This is a genomic window from Helicobacter sp. UBA3407, from assembly GCF_949747025.1.
GTDB classification, from domain to species: domain Bacteria; phylum Campylobacterota; class Campylobacteria; order Campylobacterales; family Helicobacteraceae; genus Helicobacter_D; species Helicobacter_D ganmani.
Map to the genome: position 1 here is coordinate 1 of NZ_CATKCB010000228.1, position 2,845 is coordinate 2,845.

At 41.2% G+C, this 2,845-nt stretch carries 4 protein-coding genes and 1 pseudogene; all 5 read right to left on the reverse strand.

From position 1 onward, the window contains the following. Positions 1-53: 53 nt before the first annotated feature. The gene (locus Q1553_RS07955; RefSeq protein ID WP_297601528.1) at positions 54-1,154 is read right to left on the reverse strand and encodes a DegT/DnrJ/EryC1/StrS family aminotransferase; all 1,101 of its coding nucleotides are present in this window, start codon (positions 1,152-1,154) and stop codon (positions 54-56) included. Next, a complete protein-coding gene (locus Q1553_RS07960; protein ID WP_300842904.1) occupies positions 1,151-1,747 on the reverse strand; it encodes an acyltransferase in 597 nt (198 codons plus the stop codon). The genes Q1553_RS07955 and Q1553_RS07960 overlap by 4 nt, the downstream gene beginning before the upstream one ends. Next, a complete protein-coding gene (locus tag Q1553_RS07965; protein ID WP_297601521.1) occupies positions 1,740-2,285 on the reverse strand; it encodes a formyltransferase family protein in 546 nt (181 codons plus the stop codon). Before Q1553_RS07965 ends, Q1553_RS07960 begins: the two co-directional genes overlap by 8 nt. Positions 2,286-2,298: 13 nt before the next feature. After that, positions 2,299-2,439 (reverse strand): hypothetical protein, encoded by a 141-nt coding sequence (locus Q1553_RS07970; RefSeq protein ID WP_181881645.1) that lies wholly within the window; start codon positions 2,437-2,439, stop codon positions 2,299-2,301. Between the two features lie 10 nt (positions 2,440-2,449). Further along, a pseudogene (locus tag Q1553_RS07975) lies at positions 2,450-2,845 on the reverse strand (oxidoreductase); the annotation flags it as partial.

The following is a 2,845-nucleotide window of genomic DNA, read 5'->3' on the forward strand; positions in this document are numbered from 1 at the left end:
CCTTTTGCACCACCTCTAGCGCATAATTCCCTCCGCAAATACTACACATTAGTTTAGGATTCCATTACTTTTTGCACCACTTGCGCAATCTCTTTGATTTCAGATTCCTGCAAATAAGGATTCATTGGCAGGCTTAAAACTTCCTCACTTGCTAATTCCGTATTAGGAAAATCGCCTTTTTTGTAGCCTAAAGGCGCAAAACATTCTTGCAAATGTAAGCCCAAAGGATAATGAATCGCACTTGGGATTCCGCTATCTTTTAGCTTCTCTTGTATTTTTTCGCGATTTTTCACGCGCAAAGTGTATTGCGCAAACACACTACTTCGCCCCTCCAAAACTCTAGGAATCACGACATTTGCGCTACTTAAGTAATGATTGTAAAGTTTAGCTACCTTGTTTCTTGCTGCAATATCCTGCGCAAAATACTTTAGTTTAATCCTTAAAACTGCAGCTTGTAATGCGTCTAATCTCCCGCCAATTCCAACAAATTGATGCACATATCTTGACTTCTCCCCGTGCAATCTCAAGCTTGCAATTTTCTTTGCTAAACTCTCCTCTTGAGTAAAAACCGCTCCTCCATCTCCATAGCAGCCCAAAGGTTTCGCAGGGAAAAAGCTTGTTGTAGCAATCGCGCCAAATGTGGAATCCTTGCGACCTAAAAACTCTGCGCCAAAGCTCTGTGCGCCATCAAGGATTAATTTAAGATTCCGCTCCTTGCAAATGTGCTCTAACTTTTCTAAATTCGGTGGTTGCCCATAGAGGCTAACGGCTAGAATCGCCTTTGTTTTAGGTGTGATTGCTTGCTCAATCAAATCACAATCCAAATTATAATCCTCTAAGGATATATCTACAAAAACAGGCTTAATCCCCAAAAGCGCAATCATTTCAGCAGTGGCAATAAAAGTAAAAGGGGTAGTAATCACCTCATCACCCACCTTAACTCCTAAAGCCATTAATGCAAGGAGTAGCGCGGAACTTCCGCTAGAGCAACTCACCGCATAGCCACCACCGACAAACTCCGCTAACTCTTTCTCTAGGGATTCCACTTCGCTTCCCATAATAAACTGCGCATTTCTACATACTCTTAAAACAGCTTCTTCAATCTCCTCTTTATGTGCTTTATGCGATTCTTTTAAATTTGCAAAATCAATCATTTCGTTTCCTTATCTAAAACTTCCAAAACAGAATCACGCAATTTATAGCAACTACCATCAAAACTATCTCTTGCAATTCCGTATTCATCAAACTCTAAGCGCACTCCCGCCTTATCTACAAAGCCAATTTGACGCGCAGGATTCCCTACCATTAGCGCGTAAGGTGGCACATCGCGCACGATGACTGCTCCCGCACCGATTAACGCGTATTCCCCAATCGTGACTCCACAAACAATCGTAACATTTGCACCAATGGAGCAGCCCTCTTTAAGCAGAGTTTTCTTAAATTCCTCTCTGCGATTGATGAAACTGCGCGGATTTAGGACATTTGTAAAAACCATAGAAGGTCCTAAAAACACATTATCCTCGCATTCTACGCCCTCATAAATGCTGACATTATTCTGCACTTTTACGCCCTTTCCGATTCTAACCTTTGGACCCACCACGCAATTTTGCCCAAAGGAGCAGTTCTCTCCGATTTCACTTCCACTTAGAATATGGCTAAAATGCCAAATCTTGCAGCCCTTTCCTATGCGGACATTCTCATCAATTATAGCGGTATGATGGGCAAAATAATTTGTTTTCTCACTCATTGCACTGCCATTTTTGTTTATAAGCTTCAAAATGATTCATCATTTCCTTTTCCTCTATGGGCTTCATTCTTTTGGTGCTTTGCATTTGTGGAATCTCATCATAAGGATTGCTAGGATTTTGCAAATGGTATTTAAAATTAGCAATAAGTGCGATTTCATTCTCATAATGCCTCCGCGCTAGTGTATGCAGTGTGTCGCTTTCATACACTTGCGTAGGCATTACCGCGACAATCTCGCCGCTATCTACTTCCTCATTAATGTAATGCAATGTTACGCCCAAAGGTCTATCCTCTAAAATCGCCCATTTAAACGAATCCAATCCGCGCGAATTGGGGATAATTCCGGGGTGAGCGTTTAGAACTTTCTTGCCCTTTAAGCATTCTTGCGAGAGGATTCCGCAGCCTGTGATTACATAAATATCGCATTCGTTTGGAATCTCTGCATCACTAGCGCATTCTTGATATTTGAGATTCCATTTTGCTGCAATTTCTTTCGCACTTATTGCTTCGCTTTGCTTTGGTCTATGGGAGAATAGCACTGCTCTTTCCTCCCTACTCACAAATGGCAGGGCATATAAGCATAAATCCCCCCCCCCCCGCAGAATCGTTTAATAAGAAGCTGTTTAAAACCTGCTCTGTTTTTAAATGGGGAGATTGATAGGTGATAATGCCTATTTTGTGAAATCTTTGCATTTTATTTCCTTTATTTTGAAATTGTTTTGCAAAAGGGGTGGTAATCACCCACTAACCCTAAAGGCTCGGTATTTCGGATTTGATGCACTATTTGGATAGAAGGCTTTGCATCTTGCAATCCAAAGCCTCCCCCCTTTAAAATATCACAATAACTTTGTGTATGTAAATCAGTAAATCCTTCACTAAACTCTACAGATTCCCCATTAATACTAATTAGTCTAAAAGTGCGTTTGTTTTGTTCTAATGCCTCTTTTGGTAGTGTTGTAGAATCCACAGATAAAAACCACCGCACTCTTGCATGCTTTAACTCTAGGATTCCACTTGCACTCTGTGCGTCTAATAAATGCACTTGACTATCCCGCACCTCTCCAAAAATCCAAGAAAGCATGTCAAAAAAATGCACACC

Bases quoted from the DNA above. Each gene is read 5' to 3' on its own strand.
- Q1553_RS07955 (WP_297601528.1), bottom strand. From the start codon at position 1,154: ATGATTGATTTTGCAAATTTAAAAGAATCGCATAAAGCACATAAAGAG.
- Q1553_RS07960 (WP_300842904.1), bottom strand. From the start codon at position 1,747: ATGAGTGAGAAAACAAATTATTTTGCCCATCATACCGCTATAATTGAT.
- Q1553_RS07970 (WP_181881645.1), bottom strand. From the start codon at position 2,439: ATGCAAAGATTTCACAAAATAGGCATTATCACCTATCAATCTCCCCAT.